This is a genomic window from Cnuibacter sp. UC19_7 (assembly GCF_042699995.1).
Taxonomy (GTDB): Bacteria; Actinomycetota; Actinomycetes; order Actinomycetales; family Microbacteriaceae; genus Cnuibacter.
In genome coordinates this window covers 1,933,718-1,958,522 of record NZ_CP170560.1, presented here as the reverse complement: position 1 = coordinate 1,958,522, position 24,805 = coordinate 1,933,718, and the positions used below count along the sequence as shown (strand labels likewise).

Here is a 24,805-nt window from a genome sequence, read left to right as displayed (position 1 = left end):
ATGCGACCCCACGGGCGGCGGGATGCGTCACCGCGGGTGTGCGGATCGGGCCGACAGGGCCAGGGTGGAACGCATGATCGGTCTCGCCATCCTCCTCGTCATCGTCGGAATCGTCCTGCTGCTGCTCGGTGTCTTCGTCAGCGCCGTGAAGTTCCTGCTCTGGATCGGCATCGCTCTGCTGATCATCGGTGTCATCGCGGCTCTGCTGCGCTACATCCGCCGCGGCGCACGCTCGTAGCGTCCTCGGCCGGCGACATCGTCTTGCTCGCACCTGCGCCGCGAACCGCGTCGTAGGGTGAGGGCATGACGACGATCGCGGTGACCGGGGCGACGGGCGGCGTGGGCGGGCGCCTGGCCAGACGGCTGGCGGATGCAGGCCTCGAGCAGCGCCTGATCGTGCGCGACGACACCCGGGCGCCGCGACTGCACCTCGCCGAGGTGCGGGTGGCCGAGTACCGCGACGTCGACGCCTCCACCCGGGCGCTCGACGGCGTCGACGTGCTGTTCATGGTGTCGGCATCCGAGAGCGTCGACCGGGTCGAGGAGCACCGCGCGTTCGTGTCGGCCGCCGAGGCTGCGGGCGTGCAGCACGTCGTCTACACGTCGTTCTTCGCCGCCGCCCCCGACTCCGTCTTCACCCTGGGGCGCGACCACTGGGCGACCGAGGCGTTCCTGCGCGAGGCAGGCATGGCCACGACGTTCCTCCGCGACAACCTGTACACCGACTTCCTGCCGCTCCTGGCCGGGAACGACGGGGTCGTGCGCGGTCCCGCCGCCGACGGACGGCTGTCGTCCGTCACGCGCGACGACGTCGCGGCGATGGCGTTCGCCGCCGTGACCAACCCGGAGGCGCACGCCGGCGCGGTCTACGACCTCACCGGTCCGGAGTCGCTCTCGCTCGACGAGGCCACCCGGATCATCTCCGAGGTGACCGGCCGGACCCTCCGCTACCAGGACGAGACCCTCGACGAGGCGTACGCGAGCCGGGCGCACTACGGCGCTCCCGACTGGCAGGTCGAGGCGTGGGTGAGCACCTACACCGCGATCGCCAGCGGCGAGCTCGCGCCCGTCTCGGATGACATCCCGCGGGTGCTCGGGCGGCCCGCGCAGTCGCTGCGGCAGTTCCTCGAGGCGGAGCAGCCGCGCCCCTGAGGGCGCCTCTCGCGGTCCGGGCACCCGGGGCGCCGTCCGTCAGGACGACACGTCGTTCTCGATGTCCTCCGCGAGGTCGTCGACCACCTCGGGACGGAGGTGCACGCCCACCTCGTCGAGTCGCTCCTCGAGCACGTGGCTCACATCGTCCTCGATCCGCCCCTGACGGATGTCGTCGCGCACCTCGTCCGTGACGTCCTCGATGGTCTCCTGGTCGGATGCCCCGTTGTCGTCCCCGGCGTCGGCGTCGGCGTCGGCGGGGTCCACGCCGTCGGTGTCGAGCGCGTCGGCCTCGAGCTCGCTGTCGGCCGCCTGCCGGGTGGTGAGGGTGGGGGTCTGTGTCGTCACTCATGGCGCCATCCTGCGTCGAGAGCTCGACCGCGCCAACCCCCTTCCCGCCGAGCTGCCCGCGCGGGAGGCCGCCCCGGGGTCGGAGGGCGTCTCGATACACTGACAAGGTGACCGAGGCGCGCGACAGACTGATCGACTACATCCGCGACGAGGCCGTCTTCCACGGCGACTTCACGTTGACGAGCGGCAAGAAGGCCACGTACTACGTCGACCTCCGCCGGGTCAGCCTCGACCACCGGGTCGCCCCGCTCATCGGGCAGGTCATGCTCGACCTCATCGCCGACGTGCCCGACGTGTCGGCGGTCGGCGGACTCACCATGGGCGCCGACCCGATCGGCGCCGCCGTCCTGCACCAGGGCGCCGCCCGCGGGCTCGCCTACGACGCGTTCGTCGTGCGGAAGGAGCCGAAGGACCACGGCCGCGGGAAGCAGGTCGAGGGTCCCGACCTCGAGGGCAAGCGCGTCATCGTGCTGGAGGACACCTCGACCACGGGCGGATCGCCGCTCAAGGCGATCGAGGCGCTCGAGAAGGTCGGGGCGATCATCGCCGGCGTCGCCGTCGTGGTCGACCGCAACACGGGTGCCGGCGACATCATCCGCGACGCCGGATACGAGTACCGCTACGCCATCGGGCTCGGCGACCTCGGTCTCGAGTGACATGACCGGCGTGGCCGACGGCTCCGTCGAGCAGCCGCCGCCCTCGCGCGGACCGCGCTGGACCTCGTGGGTGCTCTCCGCGAGCGCCGCGGTGATCGCGGTGGGCGGCATCGTGCTGCTGTTCGTGCTCGGCACCCGGGCCGGTGGCGGGGGATCCGGACCCGCCCTGGACGCCGCGCCCGCGCCCACCGTGACGGTGACCGCCACGCCGACGCCGACGGCCCCCGAGGCCGCGCCGCAGCCGACGGTCCAGGCGCCGCCGGGGACGCATCCGTGGACCGACCTGGCCGGTGGCGAGTGCCTCGACCCGTTCACCTCGCCCTGGGCGGAGGAGCTCACCGTCGTCGACTGCGCCCAGCCCCACGCCGCTCAGCTGGTGGGCCGGCCCGTCATCTCGTCGGACCCCGCCGCGTCCTACCCGGGCGAGGCCGCGATCACCGCCGGGCTGGGCCTCGCGTGCACCGCGCCCGAGGTGCTCTCGCTCGACGCGGCGGCGCCGTATCCCGACCTGACCTGGCAGGCGTCGTACCCCGTCACCGAGGAGCAGTGGGCCGCGGGCTTGCGCGCCGCCTCGTGCTTCGTGACCCGCGGCTCGGGCGAGCCGATCACAGGCTCGCTCGCCGCCGCGGGCTGAGCCGGGGCGGATGTGGGTGGGGGCTTCGGGATGTGCGGCGGGGTCGGTGAGCGATCCTCGCGAAGGTCGGGAGCGCGCGGTAGCCTGACCGTGATGCGCACCCTCGTCCGTTCCGTCGTCCTCGTGCTGCTCGTGATGCTGGGCCTCGCGGTGGCGGGGCCTGCCGCGGCTGCGCCCGCTGTCGCCGCTGTGCCTGTTGTGGCCGCTGCGCCTGCTGTCGCCGCTGTGCCTGTTGTGGCGGCGGCGCCCGCCGGCGTCGACGACTTCACCTTCTCCTCGTTCGATGCGGAGTACACGCTGGGGCGCGACGAGTCAGGCGCGTCCACCCTCACCACCGTCGAGACGTGGGTGGCCGACTTCCCCCAGATCGACCAGAACCGCGGCATGATCCGCGCCATCCCGCTCACGTACAAGGAGCACCGGACCGACCTCGAGCTCGTATCGGTCACCGACGAGAACGGCGCACCCCGCTCCTACGAGACCGAGGAGGACGACGAGAACCTCCTCGTCACCATCGCCGCCGACGACTACGTGCACGGGCTGCAGACCTACGTCATCACGTACACGCAGCGCGACGTGACGGCGTTCAACGGCGACGACGACGTCGACGAGTTCTACTGGGACACCAACGGCACGAAGGTGAAGCAGCCGATCTCCCAGCACACCACCACCCTCACGGTCGACCCGTCGATCACCGGCGCCATCACGGGCGAGCCCGTCTGCTTCGTCGGCCCCGAGAGGTCGACCGACAGGTGCGCGATCGAGCGCAGCTCCGCATCCGACGGCGCCGCCGTCTTCAGCACGAGCGAGTCCGACCTCGCCCGGGGATACAACGTCACCGTCGGCGTCGCGTTCGCGCCCCACACCTTCACCGAGCGGCCCACCGGGTACCTCGACGCAGGGCCGATCGCGTGGGTGCAGATCCTCGCGGTGCTGGTCGCGCTGGCCGCGGCCGTGGGGTCGATCCTGCACCGTGTCCTCCGCCTGCGCGACGCGCCGGGGCGCCCGACGATCATCCCGGAGTACACCCCGCCGAAGGGCGTCGACCTCCTGCTCGCCTCGGTGATCATGAAGAAGTCGACGCGGGGCGCGGCGGCGTCGTTCGTCGATCTCGCTGTGCGGCACAACGTGCAGCTCGTCGAACGAGAGGCGGATGCGTTCCTCGGCTCCCGTACCGAGTACTGGCTGCGGTTCCTCACCTGGCAGGGGCTGACGCCCGCCGAGATCGAGCTCGCGCGGGCGCTGTTCGGCACCGACCTGAGGCCGGACGCGTGGCGCGAGATCCGCAAGAACGACACGGTGCTCGCGAAGTCGATCCAGACGCTCATGGCCGCGACGCGCAAGCGCGCGGTGGCGGAGGGCTACCAGAGCACGCGCACCCGTCCGCTCAGCCTGCTGCTCGTGCTGGTGGCGATCGTGGCGGGGATCGGGGCCTTCTTCAGCGGGGTCGTGGTGTCCGACGGCGGGTACGGCGGACTGCTTCCGATCGTCCTGCTCTTCGTGGCGGGCGGCGCCGCCTTCTTGGTGTTCGGCACCGCGTTCCGCACGCAGCTCACCGCGAAGGGGTCCGAGCTGCGCGACTACATCCGCGGCATCGAGATGTACATCGACTGGGCGGAGGAGGACAGGTTCCGTGTCCTCCAGAGCCCGGAGGGTGCGCTGCGCACGGGTGTGAACGCCCCCGACCGCGGCCAGGTGGTGAAGATCTACGAGAAGCTGCTGCCCTACGCGGTGATGCTCGGCCAGGAGACCGAGTGGGCGAAGGTCCTCGGCACCTACTACGAGAACCTCGACACCCGACCCGACTGGTACGGCTCGAACACCGCCTTCAACGCGGCGCTCTTCGCCACCACGGTGTCGTCGATGTCGTCCACGGTCGCCTCCTCCTTCTCGGGCACCTCGAGCAGCAGCTCGAGCGGCTTCTCCGGCGGAGGCGGCTTCTCGGGCGGCGGCGGAGGAGGCGGCGGCGCCGGGGGCGTCTAGCCCCGTCCGCCTGCGCGCCCGCGCCCCTGCCCGGGCGTGGGTGGGCGCGCTGGGCCACCGCGAGCGTCAGATCCGCGCCAGTCCGCGCCCGGCGCGAGCCCGCCCGGGCATCCCGTGCGGGGCGGATGTGACACTCGTGGTGGGCTCGCGGGCCGGCAGGCCACCACGAGTGTCAGATCGGTGGGTGACGACCGGTGGGTCAGTGCGCGATCGCGCTGAAGAAGGCGGCGACGAGGGCGGCGCCGGCGACGCCGAGCCAGGCGAGGATCGCGAGCACCCAGCCCGCGAGCGTGACGTACCCGAGGATGAGGCCCGCCAGCGCGAGGCCGCGGCCCTCCTCGCCCGTCCGCTTGAGCTGCGAGAGGGCGATGTGGCCGGTCACGACGGGCACGACGCCGAACCCGAGGATGCCGAACACCAGAGTGAGCACGGCCAGCAGGCTCGTGCCCCGCTGCGGCGGGTACACGGTGGCGGGAGCCGCCGCCGCGGGCATGCTGTAGCCCGGTGCGCCGGCGTCGGGCACGCCGTATCCCGGAGTGCCCACTCCCGTCGGTGCGCCCGTGGCACCGGTCGAGGCGTCGAAGCCGCCCTGCGGGGTCCCGCTGAACGAGGCGGAGAGCGGCACGGTGGGCTGCGTCACCGAGAGCGGGACGGTGGGCTGCGTCGCACCGGCGCTGCTCGCCGTCGCGCCCACGAGCTCGGGCGCGCGGTCCGCGCTCGCGGTCCCCGGAGCCGAGGCCGGAGCCGGAGCGGGCGTGGCGCCGGAGGAGGCCTCGTCGAAGACAGCAGGTCCCTCGGTGGTGTAGTCGTCGGATGTCGAGTCGTTGGTCGTCATGTCATCCACGCTACGAACCGGGCGCCGTGCGGGGATCGGACCACAGCATCACCGCCGTGGTACCTGGGGATGAACCTACGGCCGGCTGTGCCGGGGCAGCCCGGCGACGACGAGGTCGTACGAGTTGACGATGAGGTCCTCGACGAGCTCGGGGTCGGACTGCGGCCCCACGGTCACCGTGATCCAGTGCCGTTTGTTCATGTGGTACCCGGGGATGATCCACTCGTGCTCGCGCACGAGAGCCTCGCCGTGCGGCGGCGCGACCTTGAGCGTCACGCGCACCTCGCCGTCGAGCGGGGTGAGCGCGAAGACCCGGCCCACCACCTTGGCGACGGCGGTCTCCGGCCCGAACGGCCGCTCATCCGTCGTCGCGGGCAGGCCCGCGCACGTCTCGAGCACATCCTCCCGCGTCACCACACCCACGCCGGGAGCCTAGCCGCGGCATCCGACACCGCGACATCCGGCACCGCGCGGACGACACCACGGCATCCGACAGCCCCGCTCAGTCGGTGAACGCGTTGGCGCAGGTCTGCTCGGCCGCGGTCTGCCCCTTGAGACCCTCGATCACCTCGGGCGTCGCGGCCGAGTCGGTCGGAGCGGCCGAGACGTCGGGCGCCGACGGGGCCTCGGTCGACGGATCGGGTGTCACCGTGGTCGGGTCGGTCCCGGGGTCGACGACCGTCGAGCCCGTGCCCGTGGAGTCGGCCGCGAGGGTGAACGGCTCGTCGTTGGTGATCTTGGTGAAGAGCTGCTCGGCCAGGTCGCTGATCGGCACGACCTTGCCCGGGTAGTTCGACGACGAACCCGCCGGGTACTGCACGAACACCATGTTGGCGAGGTCGACGTCCTTAAGGGTCAGAGCCAGCGACACCATCGCATCCGGGCTGGCGAGGGACTTCGACAGCTGGATGTTCTGGGTCGCCGCCTGGGCCAGACCGTAGAGCTTGGTGATGTCGGTGAGCGTGTTCGCGCTCTTGATGGTGCGCACGAGCGACGACATGTACTGCTGCTGCGACGCGATGCGCGCCAGATCGGAGCCGTCGCCCACGCCGTGGCGGTTGCGGAGGAACGCCAGCGCCATGTCGCCCTGGATGGTCGAGATGCCCTCGGGCAGGTCGAGGCCCGAGTCCTTGTCGAAGATGGGCTCGACGAGGCAGACGGGCACCCCGCCCACCGCGTTCGTCATCTCGATGACACCCTTGAAGGAGGTGGCGGCGGCGTAGCTGATGTCGAGGCCGGTGAGGTTCTCGATCGTCGCCGAGACGCAGGCCAACCCACCCCGGCTGAACGCCTCGTTGAGCGGCCGAGCGCTCATCGAGTCGTAGACGTCGCCGTTCGTGGGGTCGGTGCACTCCGGATGAGGGATGACCAGGTCGCGGGGGAAGCTCACGACCACGGCGTTCTTGTGGTCGGCCGAGACGTGCAGGAGGATGTTGACGTCGTTGAGGGTCGCGTCGCGCTCGCCGAAGTCGTCCCCCTGGTTGGGGTCGTTGTCGGTGCCGACGACCAGCAGGTTGAAGCCGCCGGGGAAGGCGCCGAGCAGCGGCGGCGGGGCGGGGGCCTCCTGTCCGCCCGAGATGTCGACGGCGTTCGCCTGCACCTGCGAGTTGAGGTTCGCGAACGCGATGCCGGCCGTGGTGACGAGCGCGACGAGGACGACGGTGACCGCCACGCCGAGGAACTTCAGCACGGTGCCGGCGGGGGAGGAGGTGCGGAGACGACCGTGGCGGGGGGTCTCGATCGGGGCGCGCCCGAGGGAGGCGTGGGTCACGGAGCGGATCCTCTCTCGTCGGTCGGAGGCGAGACATGGCCGTGAAGGCGGCGTGTCGTCACGCGTCGGCCGTTGCCGGTCGATAGTAGCGGATGCGGCCCGCCGCCTCCCGAGAGCGCCCTCCACGAGGCGCGGCCCGCCCGCGCGGCCCCGGGATCAGCGCGTGGCGCGCTCCAGTGCCTCGCGTGCCGTCCGCACCCTCCACCCCAGGCTTTGTCCCGAGAATCGACGCGTTTCGGCCGAAAGAGGTCGATTTCCTGGACAAAGCCGGACCCCTGCCGTCGTCCGCCCCCCGGCGATGCGGGAGCCCGCGCGGTCCCGGGCTCCGCGTGGCGTCACACCTCCGCGACGGCCTCGGACGCCTCGCGCTCCGCCATCGCGACCGCGGCCGGTTCGTCCTCCGCGAGCGCCTTCCGGCCGGGCAGCGCGAACGACAGCCCCACGGCCACCACGGTGAACCCGATCGCCCACCAGAAGGCCGCATCGAACGCGAGCGACGCGGATCCGGTCGACGCGGCGAACGCCGAGAGGATCACCGCGAGCAGCGCCACTCCGACCGACCCGCCCACCTGCTGGGCGACACGCGTGACGATGCTCGCGTGAGGCACCTTGCCGTGCGGCAGCCCGACGAAGGCCACGGTCATCACCGGGATGATCACGATCCCGAGCCCCAGGCCGCGCACGAAGAGGGCCGCCATGAGCACCCAGATCGAGGTGTCCGCATCCGCGAAGGCGAAGGGGATCGTCGCGACGCCCACGAGGAGGAAGCCGATGACGGCGACACCCCGCGCACCGAGGCGGTCGAGCATGCGCGCGGCCGCCGTGCGGCTCACCAGCGACCCCACGCCCTGCGGGATCAGGAGCAGGCCGGCGCCGAGCGCATCCGCCCCACGGAGCTCTTGGAAGTAGAGGGGCAGCAGCAGCATCGCGCCGTACAGCGAGGCGCCCGACAGGAAGAGCAGTGCCGTCGCCGACCAGGTGGGGCGCGACCGCAGCACGCTGAGGTCGACCAGCGCCGAGTCGCGGCGCCGCAGCGCCCAGAGCACGAAGGCCGCGAGCAGGACCGTGCCGCCGATCATCGGTGCGAGCACGTCGAACCGGCCGAAGCCCCCGTCGCCGGTCACGTTCGACAGCCCGTAGAGGAGGCCCACGAGGGCGGGCGAGAGCAGGACGAGCCCGACGATGTCGAGGCGCGCACGCGTCGAGGGCCCGTCGGAGGGCAGCATCCGCCACGCCAGCAGCAGCCCCGCCAGGCAGAGCGGCACGTTGACGAGGAACAGCCACCGCCAGTCGGCGACGCCGAGGATGAGCCCGCCGAGGACGGGGCCGAGGATCGGGCCCACCGCTGTGGGCAGGGCGACCATCGCCATGAGTCGGCCGCGCTCGGGGCCGCGGGCGGCCTGCATGATCATCGTGGTCATGAGTGGCACCATCGCGCCGCCGCCGACGCCCTGCACCACGCGGAAGGCGATGAGGCTCGACGCGTCCCAGGCGAGGGCGCAGAGCACCGAGCCGAGGAGGAACAGCGCCAGCGCGGCGATCCACAGGCGCTTGGCGCCCATCCTGCTCTGCAGCCAGCCGACGAGGGGGATGACGACGCCGAGCGCGAGCAGGTACCCCGTGGTCACCCACTGGATGGTGTCGACCCCGGTGTCGAGGTCGGCGGCGAGCTGATGCAGGGCCACCGACACGATCGTGGAATCGAGGATGACCGCGATGCCGCCGACCAGGACGGCAATCGTGGTGCGCAGCGTCTGCGGATCGATCCGAGACGCGGATGAGGAGGGCATGAGGGCTCCTAAGGTACGGGTGTGTATCTAACGTGCCTCAGAGTAGATCAGCGCGATAGGATACGCAAGTGGATCTTAAAGAGCGTGACGAGAGCGACGGCATCGCCACCCGACGGCGGGGGAAGGCGCTTGAGTCGGCCATCCTGCAGGCGGCGTGGGACGTCCTCGCCGAGGACGGGTACTCGGGGTTCACCTTCGAGGCCATCGCCGCCCGGGCGGGTACGAGTCGGCCGGTGCTGTACCGGCGCTGGCCCGCGCGAGACGACCTGCTCCTCGCGACGCTCCAGGAGTTCTGGTGGTCGTCGCCGATCCCGGTGCCCGACACCGGATCACTGCGTCAGGATGCCCTCGACTACCTGGAAGCGGCCAATGAGACCCGAGCGTGGCTGACGACGCTGATCAGCGTCCAGCTCGCCGACTACTTCCGCCACAGCGGGATGACGTTCCGTCAGCTGCGCGACAGGATGCGACCCGAGGGGGCGCCGAACTCGCTGGAGATCATGCTGGGCCGGGCGGTGGCCCGCGGCGAGCTGAGGGGCATCCCCTCGTCGCAACGGGTGATCGACCTGCTCTTCGACCTGTTCCGGCACGAGCTGCTCATGTCGATGCGGACCGTTCCTGCGTCGACGATCCGCGGGATCGTCGACGACGTGTGGCTGCCGCTGCTGGCCGTGACCGACGTGCGTCCGGACCACGCTGGCAGTTAATCGACGAAGGGTGGCCTGGCAGCCACTCGTGGCGGAGATTCGGCGTTCATAGCGTTGCTGCCATGATGATTCTCATGGTGATCGGCGGCGTGAGTGCCGCTGTGGCGGTGGCGGGCACGATCGTCGGAGTGGTGCGCGACGGGTACGGATGGCAGCGCCGTCGCGACTGCACGCCCGAGCGCCCGACGTACTGATCGGCGCGATCGGCGCGATGGGCGTACGGCGCGATCGGCGCGATGGGCGTACGGCGCGATCGGGGGCGTCGGTGCGGCCAGGGCGGTCGGCGCTCAGCGCCCGGACAGGGGGGAGCTCAGAGCTCGGACTCGATCGGCTCGCGCGACACCAGGTCGGCGACGGAGTTGAGGATCTCGTTGGGCCGGAACGGGTACTTCTGGATCTCAGACTGGTCGCTGATCCCGGTGAGCACCAGCACGGTGTGCAGGCCCGCCTCGATGCCGGCGACGACGTCGGTGTCCATCCGGTCGCCGATCATGCCCGTGTTCTCGGAGTGCGCGCCGATCTTGTTCATGGCGGAGCGGAACATCATCGGGTTGGGCTTGCCGACCACGTACGGGTGCTTGCCCGTCGCCTTGGTGATGAGGGCGGCGATCGCTCCGGTCGCGGGCAGCGGACCCTCGGTGCTGGGGCCCGTCGCATCCGGATTGGTGACGATGAAGCGCGACCCGTTGCCGATCAGGCGGATCGCCTTCGTGATCGCCTCGAAGGAGTAGTTGCGGGTCTCACCGACGACGACGTAGTCGGGGTTCGTCTCGGTCATGATGAAGCCGGCCTCGTGGAGGGCGGTGAGGATGCCGGCCTCGCCGATGACGAAGGCGCTGCCGCCGGGCATCTGGTCCTTGAGGAACGCGGCCGTGGCGAGCGCCGAGGTCCAGATCGACTCCTCCGGCACATCGAGACCGGAGGAGCGCAGGCGAGCGCTGAGGTCGCGCGGCGTGAAGATGGAGTTGTTGGTGAGCACCAGGAACGGCTTGCCCTGGTCGCGCCACTGCTGCAGCAGCTCTGACGCTCCCGGGACGGGGCTGTTCTCGTGCACGAGCACACCGTCCATGTCGGTGAGCCAGCACTCGACGTCTGCACGCTTCGCGGCCATCCGGATCCCTTCGCCTGCGGTCACTCCCAGGGTACCCGCCACCCCCGCGTCGTGGCTGGGCGATCCGGGCGCTAGGCTCGCGACCGGGGGACGCTCGAGCGGGAGGACCTGGGGGGCATGAGCTGGAGGATGAAGGTCGTCGCTGTCGCGACGGTGGCGGTTGCCGTGGCGGCGCTGGCTGGGTTCGCGGTGAAGGCGCCTGAGCTGGCCGCCGCCGCAGGCTCGATCCATGCGCCGGTGGCCGAGCCCGAGCGGGCGGGCAGCGTGACGGCGTCGTGGCAGGAGCGCTCCGTGGGAGCGACCGGCGGATGGGCGACCTCTGCGTGGATCGACTCGCTGCAGCCGGTCGTGGCCGCAGACGAGGGCTTCGCGTCGGACGGCGCGCGCACCGCGCTCGCCGCGGGCGTGACCGGGCTCGGGGGTGCCGCCGCGTCGTCGTCCCGTTCTTCCACGGCGACGGCGACGACGACGGCGACGGCGGCGGTCCTGGCCGGTGTCGCGGCGTCGGATGCGTCCGCCGCTCGACCGTTGGCAGCCGCGCTGCGCCACGGCGTCGAGGTGAAGGCACTCATCGCCGCCGCGAAGGTCTCGCTCGAGCAGGTGCGGGTCGAGGTCGTCGCGCGAGCGCAGGCCGTGCTCGACGCCGAGACCCCGGATGCGGATGCCGCGAGCCGGGATGCGCTCGCCGCCGCGCTGGCTGCGCCCGCGCTGGCAGCCCCCGCGCCCGCCGCGGGCGGGTCGAGTCGGCCGACGGCGTCAGCGCTCGGCGACCTCCTGTCCGCCGCGCGAGCGGCGCAGTCCTCGCAGGCCGCCGCCGCGCTCGCGGCCTCGCAGGCCGGGAGCTCCGCGGGCAACGACGGCTCGGGGAGCGGCGGTGGGTCCGGAAGCAGCGGTTCGCGTTACCCGACCCCCACGGCCGAGCAGTTGGCTGCTGCCGCTGCCAACCAGGCGGCTGTGAACCAGCAGATGGTGGACGCCATCAACAACTGGGTCTCGCAGCAGCCCCCGGTGCTCACCTGCGCAGAGACTCCGTCCTGCCGTGGCTACTGAAACGAGACGTGTTTGTGTCGAGGTGACCTGAAGGGTTATAGTCGCGGAAACCTTTAGGGGGTTCCCATGACGGAGAGCGCGGCACGAGAGGCGATGATCATCGCGGTGTCGACCGTGATCTTCGCTCTGCGCTCCGAGGGGTCCGAGCACGACCCGGCGCGGCCGGGACTGTGGCTGCCGCTGGTGCGGCGCATCCGGCCGCCGTTCGAGGGGCAGTGGGCGCTGCCCGGCGGGCCGCTTCGGCGCGAGGAGGACCTCGAGGCCGCCGCGGCGCGCACCCTGCAGGCCACGACAGCCCTCGAGCCGAGCTACCTCGAGCAGCTCTACGCCTTCGGCACCCTCGACCGGGCGCCGGCCAGCGCGAGCGAGCGCGTGGTGTCGATCGTGTACTGGGCGCTCGTCGACTCGGAGGAGGCCACCCGCGCCGCCGAGACCGAGAACGTGCACTGGTTCTCGGCCGACGACCTGCCCGACCTCGCCTTCGACCACGACGTGATCATCGAGTACGCGCTCTGGCGCCTGCGCAACAAGGTCGAGTACTCCCGGATCGCGCACGCGTTCCTCGGCGACACGTTCACCCTCGCCCAGTTGCGCGAGGTGCACGAGGCGATCCTCGGGCGCACGCTCGACCCGGCGAACTTCCGCCGTCAGATCGAGGCGGGCAACACGATCGTCCCGACCGGCAAGCGCGTGACCGGAACGAGCTATCGGCCGCCGAAGCTCTACCGGTACAACCAGGCCGTCGAGCCCGTCGACCGGGGTCCGCTCGGCAGCAGCACCCGGCGACGATCGTCCGGCGACGGCGACGGCGCCGACGGAGTCGGAGCCCGCGACAGTCCCGACCCGTCCGCGAGCCCCGGTGCCGGCTCGAGCTCGAGCTCCGCCTCTGTCTCGAGCTCCGGCTCGGGCCTCGGCTCCGGCTCGGACTCCGACGCCGCAGGCTGACCCGGCGCCCGCCCGGCGCATCCCGCCGACGCGGGCCACCGCATCCGCGACCCGGCGCCATCCCGAACCACCGAACCCAGGCCCCACCCCACCCCGACCCGACTCCAGGAAGCCGCCCACCATGACCAACCCGCTCACGCTCTCGATCGACGACGAGATCCAGCTCATCGCCTCCGGTGTGCACACGCCGGGCGCGGTCGCCGCCTCGGGCGAGACCTGCGCGCCCGAGCTCGCCGACGGGCCCTGGTCGATCGACGTCCTCCCCCTCCCCACGTACGGGCCCGGCGCGAGCATGGCCGACCCCATCCCCGCCGAGACCCCGCGCCAGGGCGTGCTCCCGGAGGAGTACCGGCTGGCGTCGAAGAGCGAGCTCGACCAGCGCATCCTGGCCGCCAAGGCCACGCTCGGCGAGCGGGTCGTGGTGCTCGGTCACTTCTACCAGCGCGACGAGGTGGTGAAGTACGCCGACTTCGTGGGCGACTCGTTCCAACTCGCCAACGCCGCGAAGACCCGGCCCGACGCCGAGGCGATCGTGTTCTGCGGCGTGCACTTCATGGCCGAGACCGCCGACATCCTCGCTCAGCCCGAGCAGCGGGTGATCCTGCCGAACCTCGCGGCCGGGTGCTCGATGGCCGACATGGCCGACATCGACTCGGTCGAGGAGGCGTGGGAGCAGCTCATGGAGCTCTACGCCGACGAGACGGATGCGGACGGCCGCGCCCCGATCATCCCCGTCACCTACATGAACTCGTCGGCGGCCCTGAAGGGCTTCTGCGGACGTCACGGCGGCATCGTCTGCACCTCGTCGAACGCCGCCACGGTGCTGCAGTGGGCGTTCGAGCGCGGTCGCCGGGTGCTGTTCTTCCCCGACCAGCACCTCGGCCGCAACACCGCGAAGGCGATGGGTGTGCCGCTCGAGCGGATGCCGATGTGGAACCCGCGCAAGCCCATGGGCGGCAACACCGGCGACGAGCTCGTCGCCGCTCAGGTGATCCTCTGGCACGGGTTCTGCTCGGTGCACAAGCGCTTCTCGGTCGCGCAGATCGAGCGGGCGCGGGCCGCGCATCCGGATGTGCGGGTCATCGTGCACCCCGAATGCCCGATGCCCGTCGTCGACGCCGCCGACGAGTACGGCTCGACCGACTACATCGTGAAGGCCATCGCCGCGGCCCCGGCCGGATCGACGTTCGCGATCGGCACCGAGATCAACCTCGTGCAGCGCCTGGCGAACGAGTATCCGCAGCACCACATCTTCTGCCTCGATGACGTGATCTGCCCCTGCTCGACGATGTACCGCATCCACCCCGGATACCTCGCCTGGGTGCTCGAGGAGCTGGTCGCCGGACGCGTGGTCAACGAGATCACCGTCGGCGACGACGTCGCGGTGCCCGCGCGCGTGGCGCTCGAGCGGATGCTCGCGGCCCGGCCATGAGCATCCGGCGGGTCGTGCCCTCGCACGTGGTCGTGGTCGGCTCGGGGGCGGCCGGGCTGATCACGGCGCTCGAGCTGCTGCGGCGGTCGCCGGGCGTCTCGGTGACGGTGGTCACGAAGGCGACGGTGTCGGACGGCAACACCCGGTATGCGCAGGGCGGGATCGCCGCTGCGGTGATGCCTGGCGACAGCGTGTCGTCGCACGTGAGCGACACCCTCGCGGCGGGGGCCGGGCTCTCGGAGGCGGAGGCCGTGCGGGTGCTCTGCTCGGAGGGGCCGGCCGCCATCGCCGAGCTGGTGCGGTGGGGGGTCGAGTTCGATCGGGTCGCCGGTTCGTCTTCCGGTCCTGGTTCTGCGGCGCCGTTCGATGCGGGGTTGGAGGGGGCGCACTCGCACCACCGCATCCTGCATGCGGGCGGTGACGCGACGGGGTCGGCGATCGAGGTCGCGCTCGTGCGGGCAGCGCTCGCCGCGGCGTCCGGCGGCCCGGGAGATTCCGGCGGCTCGGGCGGTCGGCTCGAGATAGTGGAGCACGCGTTCCTGCTCGATCTCCTCGCGGCCCACGGCGTCGTGGCGGGTGTGCGCGTGCTCATCGGCGGCGTGGTGCAGGAGATCGCTGCCGATGCGGTCGTGCTCGCCACCGGCGGGCTCGGGCAGCTGTATCCGCACACCACGAACCCGTCGGTGACCACGGGCGACGGCGCCGCGGCCGCGCTGCGGGCGGGGGCCGTGCTCGAGGACGTCGAGTTCGTGCAGTTCCATCCCACCGCGCTCGCGGTGCCCGGGTCGTTCCTCGTGTCGGAGGCGGTGCGCGGAGACGGCGCCGTGCTCGTGAACGCGGCGGGGGAGCGGTTCATGCGCGACGCGCATCCGCTCGCCGAGCTCGCGCCTCGCGACGTGGTGGCCCGCGCCATCGCGGCGCAGATGGCGGCGGGTTCACCGGTGTTCCTCGACGCCACCGTCCTCGGGCGCGACGAGCTGGCCCGGCGCTTCCCCACGATCGACGCCGCCTCGCGCGCGGCCGGCTTCGACTGGGCCGCGGAACCGCTGCCCGTCGCCCCCGCCGCGCACTACTGGATGGGCGGCGTCGCCACCGACCTCGCCGCCCGCACGAGCCTGCCCGGGCTGTACGCCGTCGGCGAGGTCGCCCGCACGGGCGTGCACGGGGCGAACCGGCTCGCGTCGAACTCGTTGCTCGAGGCCGTGGTGTTCGGCCGCCGCGCCGCGGCCGCGCTCGCCGGTGCGGGTGCGGGTGGGGATGCGTGGGGTGCGGGTGCGGGTGGGGCTGCGGATGCGGGCGTTGCTGCGGACGCGCGGGGTGCTGCGGTCGCTGCGGATGCGTTCGGTGCGGATGCTGGCGCTGCTGCGGATGCGGGCGCTGCTGCGGACGCGTGGGGTGCTGCGGATGCGTTCGGTGCGGATGCTGGTCTTGCGGCGGGCGCTCGGGGTGCGTGGCCCCTCGCGGCCGGCGCTGCCCCCGCGGTGACGGTCCGCGTCATCTCCACCCCGGCGCTGTCGCGCGACGAGCTGCATCAGTGGATGTGGGCCGCCGCGGGGCTCCATCGCTCGGCGGCCCCGCTCGCCGAGGCGTTCGAGGCGTTGGCGCCGTCCGCCGCCGACGAGCTCGGCGCCGCTCGCGAGCTCGCGACCGTCGAGGAGCTCGAGACGGAGAACCTCCGGCTGCTCGGCGCCGCCGTGGTGCACAGCGCCCTGGCTCGGGAGGAGTCACGGGGCGCCCACTACCGCAGCGACTTCCCGGACCCCGACCCCGAACTCGCCCGCCCCCTCCCCGTCACCCTCACCACCGCCCTGCACCCCCTCCGCACCTGACGCGGCCGGAGCCCACCCCGCCCGGTTCCGCGTCCGCCGTGCCCTCCACGCGGCGGCCATCCCACCCGCATCCACTCGCCCACCGCATCCGCACCGCCCGCCGACCCGCATCGCCCGCATCCCCACCGACCGAAGGACACCACCGCATGCTCACCCCCGCGATCATCGCCGACGTCGTCGACCGCGCCCTCGCGGAGGACTCGCCGTGGGGCGACATCACCTCCGAGCTGCTCATCCCCGCCGACGCCGAGGTCGTGGCGACGATGGATGCGCGCGAGCCCGGCGTGTTCAGCGGATCCGCGGTGCTGGTCGCGGTCTTCGCGGCGGTGGACGCGCGCATCCGCGTCGACGTCGAGGTGCGGGACGGAGAGCGATTCGAGGCGGGGGCGGTTCTCGCCCGCATCACCGGCCCGGCCCGCGGGGTGCTGCGCGGCGAGCGCATCGCCCTCAATCTCGTGCAGCGGATGAGCGGCATCGCCACCCTCACCGCCCGCTATGTCGCCGAGGCAGCGGGCACGAAGGCGCGCATCGTCGACACCCGCAAGACCACGCCCGGGTTGCGGGCGCTCGAGCGGCAGGCCGTGCGCGACGGCGGCGGCCACAACCACCGCTACTCCCTGTCGGATGCGGTGCTCGCCAAGGACAACCACCTCGCCGTGCTCGCGGCGCAGCACGGCGGCGATCTCACCGCCGCCCTCCGCGCGGTGCGGGCACAGCTGTCGCACACCACGCACCTCGAGGTGGAGGTCGACCGCATCGACCAGATCGAGCCCGTGCTCGCCGCCGGGGTCGACACGATCATGCTCGACAACTTCACGCCCGATGAGCTGCGCGAGGGAGTCGCGATCGTCGCCGGGCGCGCGCTCGTCGAGGCGAGCGGGGGTGTGAACCTCGACACGGTCGGCGTTATCGCGTCGACCGGGGTCGACATCATCTCGGTGGGAGCGCTCACGCACAGCGTCCGGTCGCTCGACCTGGGGCTCGACGTGGGGCTGCATCCGTGATCTACCTCGACGCCGCGGCCACCACGCCCGTGCGCCGCGAGGTGCTCGAGGCGATGTGGCCGTACCTCGCCGGCGAGTTCGGCAACCCGTCGAGCACGCACTCGCTCGGCGACCGCGCGTCGCGCGCGCTGGCGCAGGCGCGGTCGACGGTGGCGGAGTGGCTGGGCTGCCGCGCCTCCGAGATCTCGTTCACGTCGGGTGGCACCGAGGCCGACAACCTCGCCGTGAAGGGCATCGCGCTCGGGGCGCCGCGGGGCCGGCACGTCGTCGTGAGCGCGATAGAGCATCCGGCCGTGATGTCGTCGGTCGACCACCTCGAGCGGATGCACGGCTTCGCCGTGACGGTCCTCCCCGTCGACCGGGGCGGGCTCGTCTCGCCCGACGACCTCGCGGAGGCCCTCCGCGACGACACCACCCTCGTCTCGGTGATGCTCGCGAACAACGAGATCGGGACCGTGCAGCCCGTCGCCGACCTCGCGGCCGTCGCGCACGCGCGCGGGGTGCCCTTCCATACGGATGCGGTGCAGGCGGCGGGCTGGCTGCCCCTCGACGTCGGGGCGCTCGGTGTCGACGCGCTCACCCTGTCGGGCCACAAGCTCGGCGCGCCGAAGGGGATCGGGGTGGCGTTCGTGCGGGGGCGGATCCCGGTCGAGCCGGTGCTGCACGGCGGCGGGCAGGAGCGCGGGCGCCGGTCGGGCACCGAGAACGTCGCGTTCGCCGTGGGGCTGGCTCGCGCGGTGACGTTGCCGCCGCTCGACTCGGCGGCGTCCGTCGCGGCAGAGTCGGCCCGGGTGGCGGCCCTGCGGGACGACTTCATCGAGCGGGTGCTCGCGACCGTGCCCGGCGCGGTGCTCACGGGCGACCCAGTGCACCGGCTGCCCTCGGTCGCATCGTTCTGCTTCCCCGGCACGAGCGGTGAGAGCGTGCTGCTCCAGCTCGAGGAGCGCGACGTCGTCGTCTCGAGCGGCTCCGCCTGCGCGGCCGGCTCGGACGATCCCTCGCCCGTCCTCCTCGCCTGCGGCTACCCGCCCGCCGTCGCCCAGACCGCGGTGCGTTTCACCTTCACGCACGACACGACCGCCTCCGACCTCTCCGTCGCCGCGGACGCGCTCCGCGCCTCCGTCGCCGCGGTCTCCTCCCTCGGCGCCCCGGGCGACTGAGTCCCGCTTCGCCGCCCTGCCCGGGGTGCTGTGCGCGGCCGGTGGTGCGGGGCGGGTGCTGGATCTGACACCTGTGGCGCCCCGTGTGCGCAGGAGCCCGCCACGAGTGTCGGATCCGCTCGGATGCCTGGTCCGGCTCGGTGCCCGTCCGCCGTGGCGGGCCGGTGGATGTGGCACTCGCGGGGGCCGGCGCGCCGGAGCCACCACACGTGTCAGAACCGCGCCGGTGCCTCACGGGGCGCCACCCCTCCGTCGGGGCGGGGCCGCGGATCGGGCACTCGTGGAGACGTGCACGCGGCTGAGCCCGCCACGACTGTCGGATCCGCTCGGATGCCTGGTCCGGCTCGGTGCCCGTCCGCCGTGGCGGGCCGGTGGATGTGGCACTCGCGGGGGCCGGCGCGCCGGAGCCACCACACGTGTCAGATCCGCGCCGGTGCCTCACGGGGGCGCCACCCGTCCGTCGTGGCGGGGCTGCGGATCGGGCACTCGTGGAGACGTGCACGCGGCGGAGCCCGCCACGACTGTCGGATCCGCTCGGATGACTGGTCCGGCCCGGTGCCCGTCCACCGTGGCGGGCCGGTGGATGTGGCACTCGCGGGGGCCGGCGCGCCGGAGCCACCACACGTGTCAGATCCGCGCCGGTGCCTCACGGGGCGCCACCCGTCCGTCGTGGCGGGGCCGCGGATCCGGCACTCGTGGAGACCTGCACGCGGCGGAGCCCGCCACGACTGCCAGATCCGCTTATGCGCCCGCCCCGCCCGCCACGCCCGCCCCGCCCACCCCCGCCCACCGCGCCCACCCCGCCCGCCCGTCCGCGGCGCAGGCGGGCGGGGCGTAGTCTCCCTGCATGGAGGGGCCCGCGCGGAGCAGCCGGGCGCAGCGGGTGCTCGACGCCGTGCAGCGCAGCCGGGCGGCGGAGGACGCCTTCCGCGCGGGATACGACGGTCCCGGTGACGCCGTCGAGGTGCTCCGGCGCTGGCTCGCGGCGCCCGATGCCGACGCGGACCGGGGGCTCGACGTCGACGTCGACGTCGCGGAGCAGGAGCGCGCCGGGCTCCTCCACGCGTTCGATGCCCTCGCCGACGAGGCCGCCCACCGCGCGCCGCCGGCGCACCCGACGCAGCCAGCCCGCACCGGCGGCTGGACGGTCTCGCTGCCGAGCGTCCGCGACCCCCGTCCCCGTCCCGATCCTCTCGCCCCGGCAGCCCCTCGGCCCTCCTCGGGCCCGCGCCACAGCCGCCGCCGCACAGCCGTGATCGCCGCCACGATCGGCGCGGCGTCCTCCGTCGCGATCATCGCCGTCGTGCTCAGCGTGATCGCGCAGGGGAGCGGGGACGCGCATCCGATCGCCTCGGGCGTGACGCCGACACCAGGATGGACGCAGCTCGACATCCCCAGCCCGTGGGGCCCTGCATCGGGCCCGGAGGCGTGGTTCGCCGACGAGCAGTCCGACGCCGACCTGTTGGCCGATCCGTCGATCCTCACGGTCTCGGGCTCGCGCGTCGACCAGAACTCGCTCAGGCTGGTGGTGGCGGATGCGGCGGGCTGGGACTTCCGCCTCGGACTCACCCCCGACGACGACGTCTGCCTCATCGCCACCGCCGCCGTGCAGCCCTCCGCCGTGGCGCCGGCGTCGTCGGGCATCCACTGCGTCCCGCCCGCCGAGGCCACCGACGGCATCGTGCTCTCCTACCTCCCCACCGACTCGGGCGCGGTCTCGGCCCGCTGGGACGGCACGACCCTGCGCCTCCGCCGCACCGGCGGCACCGGCTGACCCGCCGCTCCGGGTGCTGCCCGGCCCCCGAGGCGCCACCTCGACACCGATCCGGGCAGAGTCCCGCCCAACAGGCGGGGGCTTGTGCGAATTCGGTGTCGAAGCGTCGGACCGCGGTGGGCAATCACACGTCGCTCGTCACGGAATACGCGGAAGCTCGCCGAACAGGCGGGGAGCTTGCCCGATCCTCGCGATGAGCGTCAGGCCGACGGCGCGATCCACACCGTCTCGGCCGCCTCCACCGTCACCGGAGCACCGGCAGAAGCACCGGCCCGGCGCCCATCCCCGCCCGCCCCGGGCGCGAGCGCGAGTGAGGGCCCGTCGCCCACCACGACGACCGCGCCGGGCACGATGCCGCTCGCGGAGAGGGCGCGCAGGAGCGCCCCGTCGCGGTCGCTGATCCGCACGACCGCGCCCACGTGGCCCACGGCGGCCTCCTCCAGCAGAACAGCGTCGAACGAGGGCACGCGCCCGCTCGAGTCGGGGATGGGGTCGCCGTGCGGATCCTGCGCCGGCCGCCCGAGCCGCTCGTCGATCGCGTCGAGCAGCCGCTCGCTGATCGAGTGCTCGAGCACTTCCGCTTCGTCGTGCACCTCGTCCCACGCGTACCCCATCTCGCGCACGAGCCACGTCTCGACGACGCGGTGCCGGCGCACCACGTCGGCGGCGCGCGTCCGTCCGAGGGGCGTCAGGGTGAGCGGCCCGTACGGCACGTGCGTCACGAGCCCGGCGGCGGCGAGCTTCTTCACCATCTCGGTGACTGACGACGGCGCGACCCCGAGCCGCGACGCCAGCACCGACGGCGTGATGGGCGCGGGCTGCCACTCGGTGTGCGTGTAGATGGCCTTGAGGTAGTTCTCGGCCGCGATCTCCTGCGCACCGATGCGGCGGGGCTGTCCCGTGTGCGCCGTCCAGATGCTCATCGCGATCAAGGATATCGAGCGTCGTCTACCGGGTTTGAGATCTAGACAATTGTCTACGTCGAGGTATCCTGGTCGCATGACCATCGCGATGGAGCCCGAACGCACCATGAGCGTGGGCCAGCTGAGACAGAACCCCGCCCCGATGGTGCACGACGTCGAGAGCGGCCTCTCGTGGGTGCTCACGAATCACGGGCGCCCCTTCGGAGTGGTCGTCCCCTACGTCGAGCGCCGGTGGGTCGGCATCGACGCCGTCGTCGACCTGCTGCGCTCTCCGGCCGCGCGTGAGTGGGCTGATGAGCTCGAGGCGGATCGGGCGGCCGTCGACGGTCGCGACCCGTGGGGATGAGAGCGGTCCTCGACACGAACATCCTCATCGCGGGCGCCTTCGCGCCAGCCGAGGGTGTGACCGAGGTGGCGATCTCCTCGGTCAGCTACGCGGAGCTGCGGTTCGGGATCGCAGCGGTGGCCACCGACCCGGTCCGCAGGGTCGAGCGCCAGCTGCGCTTCGACGCGATCGCGGAGCGCTTCGGCGCGGGGTTGCCCTTCGACGACCGGGCCGCGGTGCACTACGGCTACCTCACCGAGCTCGTCCTGGCGGCGGGCCGCAGCCCCCGCGGTCGCGCGCTCGACCTCATGATCGCGGCCGTCGCGCTGTCGAACGAGGCGGCTCTGGTGACGCGGAATCCACACGACTTCCAGGGTCTCGGGAGCGTCCTGCGGGTCCTGCCGGGCTGACGCGGGAGGCGGGCCTGCGGCATCCCCGGGGAGCGGTCACCGCATCCGTATAAAGTGTGCGAGGGCCGCCGGGTGGCCGCTCTCGTCGAACTCCTCGTGAATGGGGGACCCATGCCCATCATCGACAACGCCGTGTACGTCGACGGAGTGCGCACGAAGGATCCGGGCAGCCTCGACGAGACGTACGAGCTGCTGCGCGACATGCATGGCATGGCGTGGATCGGGCTCTACCGTCCGAGCGCGCACGAGCTGCGGTCGGTCGCCGACGAGTTCGACCTCCATCACCTCGCGGTCGAGGATGCGCTGAGCGGACATCAGCGCGCCAAGCTCGAGCGCTACGGCGACACCCTCTTCATCGTGCTGCGGCCGGCCCGCTACATCGACTCGGAGGAGCGCGTCGAGTTCGGCGAGCTGCACCTCTTCATCGGGCCCGGGTTCGTCGTGACGGTCCGCCATGCCGAGTCGCCGAACCTCGGCGCGGTGCGGCACCGGCTCGAGGCGAACCGAGACCTGCTGAAGCTCGGTCCGGATGCGGTGATGTACGCGATCCTCGACCAGGTGATCGACGAGTACAACCCGGTGCTGGGCGGGCTCGAGAACGACATCGACGAGATCGAGACGCAGCTGTTCTCCGGCGACTCGACGGTCGCGAAGCGCATCTACGACCTCATCGGCGAGGTGATCGAGGTGCAGCGGGCCGTGCATCCGCTCGCCCCCATGATGGAGTCGCTGCTGCGCGGGGCCGAGAAGTACGGCGTCGAGCTCGAGGTGCAGCGGGGCCTCCGAGATGTGCTCGACCACGTGCTGCAGATCATCGGACGGGTCGACACCATGCGCGACAACCTGCAGAACGCCCTCACCGTGCAGTCGACGCTCGCCACCCAGGAGTCGAACCGCGAGATGCAGCGCCTCGCCGAGGCGAGCCTCGACCAGGCGGAGGCGTCGCGCCAGCTCTCCGAGACCAGCCTCAAGCAGGGCGAGGAGGTGAAGAAGGTGTCCGCGTGGGCGGCCATCCTCTTCGCGCCCTCCCTCATCACTGGCGTCTACGGCATGAACTTCGACAACATGCCCGAGCTGCACTGGGACTTCGGGTATCCGATGGCGATCGGCGCGATGCTGCTCGTCAGCACGATCCTCTTCCTCGTGTTCAAGCGCAATCGCTGGATGTGACGCCCGGGTCTCCGGGGCCGCTAGCCTGAGGCGGTGGCGGGCGAGACAGGCGAGGCGGATGCGGGTCGGGGCGCGGCGCGCCAGGCGGACGCGGGCGCAGGCGAGACCGCAGGCGCTGCCGATGGCGCCGGGTCGGCCGCTCCCACGCACGAGCTGAGCACGGCGGGCGTCGGCCCGTGGCCGGGCGAGCTGCCCGACGATCCGCGTTACGACCCCGAGCTGCTGGCGAACGGCGACACCCGCAACGTGATCGACCGCTACCGCTACTGGACGATGGAGGCGATCGTCGCCGACCTCGACGAGCACCGGCATCCGTTCCACGTGGCCATCGAGAACTGGCAGCACGACATGAACATCGGGTCGATCGTGCGCAGCGCCAACGCGTTCGCCGCCGACACGGTGCACATCATCGGGCGTCGGCGCTGGAACAAGCGCGGCGCGATGGTCACCGATCGGTACCAGCACGTGTCGCACCACGAGGACGTCGCCGTGTTCGTCGACTTCGCCCGAGCCGAGGGGCTGCCGATCATCGCGATCGACAACGTGCCGGGCAGCGGGTCGATCGAGACGACCGCGCTGCCGGAGCGGTGCGTGCTGCTCTTCGGCCAGGAGGGGCCGGGCCTCTCGCCCGAGGCGCTCGCCGCGGCGGATGCGGTGGTGGAGATCACCCAGTTCGGCTCGACCCGCTCGATCAACGCCTCGGCCGCCGCCGCGATCGCGATGCACGCCTGGGTCACCCAGCACGTCCGCTTCTGACCCGCGCCCGGACGGCGAAACGGGAGGGCGCGTCGCCGCTAGCCCGCGGTCGCGCTGGGGGACTCCTCCGGCTCGAGGTCGCGCGGCATGCGGGCGCGCTTCCGCCACGCCACCGTGGCGATGGCGACGCCCGCGATCACGATGCATCCGCCCACGATGTCGCCCCAGGTGGGGACGTCGCCCAGGATGATCCACGCGCTCGTGAACCCGGCGACCGGCACGAGCATCGAGAACGGCGCCACACGGCTGGAGGGATTGCGCTTCATGAGCGTGGTCCAGATGCCCGAGCCGACGACGGTGCCGAGCACCGCGGTGTACGCCAACCCCAGGTCGGCGGGCAGGGCCTCGAGGGTGAACGCGGTCGACACCGACTGCCACACCGCATCCGGACCTTCGACGAGGAGGGAGAGCGCGAGCATGGGGAGGGGCGGGACGACCGACATCCAGAGCGTCATCCGCAGCGGGGAGTCGGGATTCGCCTGCCGGCTGCACACGTTGCCGAACGCCCAGCCGAGCGCGCCGCACAGCGTGAGGATGACCGGCAGCAGCGCCGAGACCCCCGCGCGCTCCGCCGCGATGACGCCGAGTCCCGAGCACGCGATCGCGATCCCCACACCCTGGATCACCGTGAGCCGCTCTCGCAGCCACACCGCGGCGAGCACCACGGTGAACGGGGCGGACGCCTGCAGCACGAGCGACGCCAGCCCCGGCGGCATGCCGGCCTGCATCCCGGCGTAGAGGAAGGCGAACTGCAGGATGCCGAACCCCAGCCCGTATCCGAGCAGCCACCGCACCTTGACCCCGGGCCACTTGACGAACAGCACGGTCGGGATCGCGAGCACCAGGAACCTCAGCGCCACGAGGAAGAACGGCGGGTAGTGCTCGAGCGAGAAGTGGATCGCGACGAAGTTCACACCCCACAGCACCGCGACGAGGGCGGCGAGAAGGCGATCGCGGGGCGGCATGGACCCAGCCTCGCGCAGCGGAGCCCGCCACGACGAATCGGATGCGCTACCAGTTCCTGAAATGTGACTTCA

At 72.3% G+C, this 24,805-nt stretch carries 26 protein-coding genes; 18 read left to right on the top strand and 8 right to left on the bottom strand.

Features of this window, described 5'->3' with window-relative positions:
* Window positions 1-73 precede the first annotated feature (73 nt).
* Together ACFJGV_RS09220 and ACFJGV_RS09215 are read left to right on the top strand one after the other, a co-directional pair.
* Complete coding sequence (locus tag ACFJGV_RS09220) at window positions 74-238, top strand: hypothetical protein (protein WP_378148534.1); 165 nt, start codon at window positions 74-76, stop codon at window positions 236-238.
* A gap of 65 nt (window positions 239-303) precedes the next feature.
* Window positions 304-1,152, top strand: a complete 849-nt coding sequence (locus tag ACFJGV_RS09215; RefSeq protein WP_378148532.1) for an SDR family oxidoreductase — start codon at window positions 304-306, stop codon at window positions 1,150-1,152.
* A 39-nt stretch (window positions 1,153-1,191) separates the two neighbouring features.
* On the opposite strand, the gene ACFJGV_RS09210 is transcribed toward ACFJGV_RS09215, so the two are convergent.
* Complete coding sequence (locus ACFJGV_RS09210) at window positions 1,192-1,500, bottom strand: hypothetical protein (RefSeq protein ID WP_378148530.1); 309 nt, start codon at window positions 1,498-1,500, stop codon at window positions 1,192-1,194.
* A gap of 110 nt (window positions 1,501-1,610) precedes the next feature.
* Between ACFJGV_RS09210 and pyrE the strand changes: the two genes are divergently transcribed.
* From pyrE to ACFJGV_RS09195, 3 genes are all read left to right on the top strand, one after another.
* The gene (gene pyrE / locus ACFJGV_RS09205) at window positions 1,611-2,159 is read left to right on the top strand and encodes an orotate phosphoribosyltransferase (RefSeq protein ID WP_378148528.1); all 549 of its coding nucleotides are present in this window, start codon (window positions 1,611-1,613) and stop codon (window positions 2,157-2,159) included.
* A gap of 1 nt (window position 2,160) precedes the next feature.
* Window positions 2,161-2,793 carry a septum formation family protein gene (locus ACFJGV_RS09200; RefSeq protein WP_378148526.1) on the top strand — a complete coding sequence of 211 codons (633 nt, stop codon included), beginning with the start codon at window positions 2,161-2,163 and terminating at the stop codon, window positions 2,791-2,793.
* A gap of 93 nt (window positions 2,794-2,886) precedes the next feature.
* On the top strand, window positions 2,887-4,776 hold the full coding sequence (locus ACFJGV_RS09195) for a DUF2207 family protein (protein WP_378148524.1): 1,890 nt from the start codon (window positions 2,887-2,889) through the stop codon (window positions 4,774-4,776).
* Window positions 4,777-4,975: 199 nt separating this feature from the next.
* Here the strand turns inward: ACFJGV_RS09195 and ACFJGV_RS09190 are convergent, their stop codons facing one another.
* The 4 genes from ACFJGV_RS09190 to ACFJGV_RS09175 all read right to left on the bottom strand — a co-directional run bounded on the left by ACFJGV_RS09190 (window position 4,976) and on the right by ACFJGV_RS09175 (window position 9,172).
* Complete coding sequence (locus ACFJGV_RS09190; RefSeq protein WP_378148522.1) at window positions 4,976-5,611, bottom strand: DUF4190 domain-containing protein; 636 nt, start codon at window positions 5,609-5,611, stop codon at window positions 4,976-4,978.
* 75 nt (window positions 5,612-5,686) lie between these two features.
* The gene (locus ACFJGV_RS09185; RefSeq protein ID WP_378148520.1) at window positions 5,687-6,034 is read right to left on the bottom strand and encodes an MmcQ/YjbR family DNA-binding protein; all 348 of its coding nucleotides are present in this window, start codon (window positions 6,032-6,034) and stop codon (window positions 5,687-5,689) included.
* Window positions 6,035-6,113: 79 nt separating this feature from the next.
* Window positions 6,114-7,382, bottom strand: coding sequence for an LCP family protein (locus tag ACFJGV_RS09180; RefSeq protein ID WP_378148518.1), 1,269 nt, complete (start codon window positions 7,380-7,382; stop codon window positions 6,114-6,116).
* 335 nt (window positions 7,383-7,717) lie between these two features.
* Complete coding sequence (locus tag ACFJGV_RS09175) at window positions 7,718-9,172, bottom strand: MDR family MFS transporter (protein ID WP_378148517.1); 1,455 nt, start codon at window positions 9,170-9,172, stop codon at window positions 7,718-7,720.
* 68 nt (window positions 9,173-9,240) lie between these two features.
* Here ACFJGV_RS09175 and ACFJGV_RS09170 point away from each other — a divergent pair, with 68 nt between their 5' ends.
* Both ACFJGV_RS09170 and ACFJGV_RS09165 read left to right on the top strand, forming a co-directional pair.
* The gene (locus tag ACFJGV_RS09170; RefSeq protein ID WP_378148515.1) at window positions 9,241-9,879 is read left to right on the top strand and encodes a TetR/AcrR family transcriptional regulator; all 639 of its coding nucleotides are present in this window, start codon (window positions 9,241-9,243) and stop codon (window positions 9,877-9,879) included.
* A 62-nt stretch (window positions 9,880-9,941) separates the two neighbouring features.
* A complete protein-coding gene (locus ACFJGV_RS09165) occupies window positions 9,942-10,073 on the top strand; it encodes a hypothetical protein (protein WP_378148513.1) in 132 nt (43 codons plus the stop codon).
* 116 nt (window positions 10,074-10,189) lie between these two features.
* Here the strand turns inward: ACFJGV_RS09165 and ACFJGV_RS09160 are convergent, their stop codons facing one another.
* Window positions 10,190-10,990 carry an HAD-IIA family hydrolase gene (locus ACFJGV_RS09160; protein ID WP_378148511.1) on the bottom strand — a complete coding sequence of 267 codons (801 nt, stop codon included), beginning with the start codon at window positions 10,988-10,990 and terminating at the stop codon, window positions 10,190-10,192.
* Window positions 10,991-11,119: 129 nt separating this feature from the next.
* Between ACFJGV_RS09160 and ACFJGV_RS09155 the strand changes: the two genes are divergently transcribed.
* From ACFJGV_RS09155 to ACFJGV_RS09125, 7 genes are all read left to right on the top strand, one after another.
* On the top strand, window positions 11,120-12,040 hold the full coding sequence (locus ACFJGV_RS09155; protein ID WP_378148510.1) for a hypothetical protein: 921 nt from the start codon (window positions 11,120-11,122) through the stop codon (window positions 12,038-12,040).
* Between the two features lie 66 nt (window positions 12,041-12,106).
* On the top strand, window positions 12,107-12,985 hold the full coding sequence (locus ACFJGV_RS09150; protein WP_378148509.1) for an NUDIX domain-containing protein: 879 nt from the start codon (window positions 12,107-12,109) through the stop codon (window positions 12,983-12,985).
* A 121-nt stretch (window positions 12,986-13,106) separates the two neighbouring features.
* On the top strand, window positions 13,107-14,417 hold the full coding sequence (gene nadA, locus ACFJGV_RS09145; protein ID WP_378148507.1) for a quinolinate synthase NadA: 1,311 nt from the start codon (window positions 13,107-13,109) through the stop codon (window positions 14,415-14,417).
* Window positions 14,414-16,246 (top strand): L-aspartate oxidase, encoded by a 1,833-nt coding sequence (locus ACFJGV_RS09140; RefSeq protein ID WP_378148505.1) that lies wholly within the window; start codon window positions 14,414-14,416, stop codon window positions 16,244-16,246. The genes nadA and ACFJGV_RS09140 overlap by 4 nt, the downstream gene beginning before the upstream one ends.
* A 146-nt stretch (window positions 16,247-16,392) precedes the next feature.
* Window positions 16,393-17,250 (top strand): carboxylating nicotinate-nucleotide diphosphorylase, encoded by an 858-nt coding sequence (gene nadC / locus ACFJGV_RS09135; RefSeq protein ID WP_378148503.1) that lies wholly within the window; start codon window positions 16,393-16,395, stop codon window positions 17,248-17,250.
* Window positions 17,247-18,410 (top strand): cysteine desulfurase family protein, encoded by a 1,164-nt coding sequence (locus ACFJGV_RS09130; protein WP_378148502.1) that lies wholly within the window; start codon window positions 17,247-17,249, stop codon window positions 18,408-18,410. Before nadC ends, ACFJGV_RS09130 begins: the two co-directional genes overlap by 4 nt.
* 847 nt (window positions 18,411-19,257) lie before the next feature.
* Window positions 19,258-20,184 (top strand): hypothetical protein, encoded by a 927-nt coding sequence (locus ACFJGV_RS09125; protein WP_378148501.1) that lies wholly within the window; start codon window positions 19,258-19,260, stop codon window positions 20,182-20,184.
* A gap of 200 nt (window positions 20,185-20,384) precedes the next feature.
* Here the strand turns inward: ACFJGV_RS09125 and ACFJGV_RS09120 are convergent, their stop codons facing one another.
* Window positions 20,385-21,107 (bottom strand): metal-dependent transcriptional regulator, encoded by a 723-nt coding sequence (locus tag ACFJGV_RS09120; RefSeq protein ID WP_378148500.1) that lies wholly within the window; start codon window positions 21,105-21,107, stop codon window positions 20,385-20,387.
* Window positions 21,108-21,183: 76 nt separating this feature from the next.
* On the opposite strand from ACFJGV_RS09120, the gene ACFJGV_RS09115 reads away from it, so the two are divergent.
* The 4 genes from ACFJGV_RS09115 (at window position 21,184) to ACFJGV_RS09100 (ending at window position 23,768) form a co-directional block, all read left to right on the top strand.
* Window positions 21,184-21,453: a type II toxin-antitoxin system prevent-host-death family antitoxin gene (locus ACFJGV_RS09115; protein WP_378148498.1), complete on the top strand. Its 270-nt coding sequence runs from the start codon at window positions 21,184-21,186 to the stop codon at window positions 21,451-21,453.
* Window positions 21,450-21,842, top strand: coding sequence for a PIN domain-containing protein (locus ACFJGV_RS09110; RefSeq protein WP_378148497.1), 393 nt, complete (start codon window positions 21,450-21,452; stop codon window positions 21,840-21,842). Before ACFJGV_RS09115 ends, ACFJGV_RS09110 begins: the two co-directional genes overlap by 4 nt.
* Window positions 21,843-21,953: 111 nt before the next feature.
* Window positions 21,954-23,012 carry a magnesium and cobalt transport protein CorA gene (locus ACFJGV_RS09105; RefSeq protein ID WP_378148495.1) on the top strand — a complete coding sequence of 353 codons (1,059 nt, stop codon included), beginning with the start codon at window positions 21,954-21,956 and terminating at the stop codon, window positions 23,010-23,012.
* Between the two features lie 153 nt (window positions 23,013-23,165).
* Window positions 23,166-23,768: a TrmH family RNA methyltransferase gene (locus ACFJGV_RS09100; protein WP_378148672.1), complete on the top strand. Its 603-nt coding sequence runs from the start codon at window positions 23,166-23,168 to the stop codon at window positions 23,766-23,768.
* A gap of 38 nt (window positions 23,769-23,806) precedes the next feature.
* Here the strand turns inward: ACFJGV_RS09100 and ACFJGV_RS09095 are convergent, their stop codons facing one another.
* The gene (locus ACFJGV_RS09095; protein ID WP_378148493.1) at window positions 23,807-24,733 is read right to left on the bottom strand and encodes an EamA family transporter; all 927 of its coding nucleotides are present in this window, start codon (window positions 24,731-24,733) and stop codon (window positions 23,807-23,809) included.
* Window positions 24,734-24,805: the final 72 nt, after the last annotated feature.

Coding starts and splice junctions, on each gene's coding strand:
- ACFJGV_RS09220 (WP_378148534.1), top strand. CDS start 74: ATGATCGGTCTCGCCATCCTCCTCGTCATCGTCGGAATCGTCCTGCTG.
- ACFJGV_RS09215 (WP_378148532.1), top strand. CDS start 304: ATGACGACGATCGCGGTGACCGGGGCGACGGGCGGCGTGGGCGGGCGC.
- ACFJGV_RS09200 (WP_378148526.1), top strand. CDS start 2,161: ATGACCGGCGTGGCCGACGGCTCCGTCGAGCAGCCGCCGCCCTCGCGC.
- ACFJGV_RS09195 (WP_378148524.1), top strand. CDS start 2,887: ATGCGCACCCTCGTCCGTTCCGTCGTCCTCGTGCTGCTCGTGATGCTG.
- ACFJGV_RS09190 (WP_378148522.1), bottom strand. CDS start 5,611: ATGACGACCAACGACTCGACATCCGACGACTACACCACCGAGGGACCT.
- ACFJGV_RS09175 (WP_378148517.1), bottom strand. CDS start 9,172: ATGCCCTCCTCATCCGCGTCTCGGATCGATCCGCAGACGCTGCGCACC.
- ACFJGV_RS09165 (WP_378148513.1), top strand. CDS start 9,942: ATGATGATTCTCATGGTGATCGGCGGCGTGAGTGCCGCTGTGGCGGTG.
- ACFJGV_RS09160 (WP_378148511.1), bottom strand. CDS start 10,990: ATGGCCGCGAAGCGTGCAGACGTCGAGTGCTGGCTCACCGACATGGAC.
- ACFJGV_RS09155 (WP_378148510.1), top strand. CDS start 11,120: ATGAAGGTCGTCGCTGTCGCGACGGTGGCGGTTGCCGTGGCGGCGCTG.
- ACFJGV_RS09150 (WP_378148509.1), top strand. CDS start 12,107: ATGACGGAGAGCGCGGCACGAGAGGCGATGATCATCGCGGTGTCGACC.
- nadA (WP_378148507.1), top strand. CDS start 13,107: ATGACCAACCCGCTCACGCTCTCGATCGACGACGAGATCCAGCTCATC.
- ACFJGV_RS09140 (WP_378148505.1), top strand. CDS start 14,414: ATGAGCATCCGGCGGGTCGTGCCCTCGCACGTGGTCGTGGTCGGCTCG.
- nadC (WP_378148503.1), top strand. CDS start 16,393: ATGCTCACCCCCGCGATCATCGCCGACGTCGTCGACCGCGCCCTCGCG.
- ACFJGV_RS09125 (WP_378148501.1), top strand. CDS start 19,258: ATGGAGGGGCCCGCGCGGAGCAGCCGGGCGCAGCGGGTGCTCGACGCC.
- ACFJGV_RS09120 (WP_378148500.1), bottom strand. CDS start 21,107: ATGAGCATCTGGACGGCGCACACGGGACAGCCCCGCCGCATCGGTGCG.
- ACFJGV_RS09115 (WP_378148498.1), top strand. CDS start 21,184: ATGACCATCGCGATGGAGCCCGAACGCACCATGAGCGTGGGCCAGCTG.
- ACFJGV_RS09110 (WP_378148497.1), top strand. CDS start 21,450: ATGAGAGCGGTCCTCGACACGAACATCCTCATCGCGGGCGCCTTCGCG.
- ACFJGV_RS09105 (WP_378148495.1), top strand. CDS start 21,954: ATGCCCATCATCGACAACGCCGTGTACGTCGACGGAGTGCGCACGAAG.
- ACFJGV_RS09095 (WP_378148493.1), bottom strand. CDS start 24,733: ATGCCGCCCCGCGATCGCCTTCTCGCCGCCCTCGTCGCGGTGCTGTGG.